General features: G+C 64.4%; 1 protein-coding gene. It reads right to left on the reverse strand.

Going from position 1 to position 306, the window contains the following annotated elements:
• Positions 1-306 (reverse strand): GTP-binding protein (locus ACZLZY_RS24995; protein ID WP_496253616.1); only part of this gene is annotated, 306 nt, incomplete at both ends.

Below are 306 nucleotides of genomic sequence, written 5' to 3' on the forward strand. Positions count from 1 at the left end.
GCGCTCGACGCGGCCGGTGACGACGGTGCCACGGCCCGAGATCGAGAACACGTCCTCGATCGGCATCAGGAACGGCATGTTGATCGGACGCTCAGGCGTCGGGATGTACTCGTCGACAGCGGCCATCAGCGCGCGGACGGCGTCCTCGCCGATCACCTTGTTGGAGTCTTCGAGAGCCGCGAGAGCCGAACCCTTGACGATCGGGATGTCGTCGCCCGGGTATTCGTACATCGACAGGAGCTCGCGAACCTCGAGCTCGACGAGCTCAAGCAGCTCCTCGTCGTCGACCTGGTCGACCTTGTTGAG

Source organism: Mesocryomonas lacus (genome assembly GCF_055730135.2).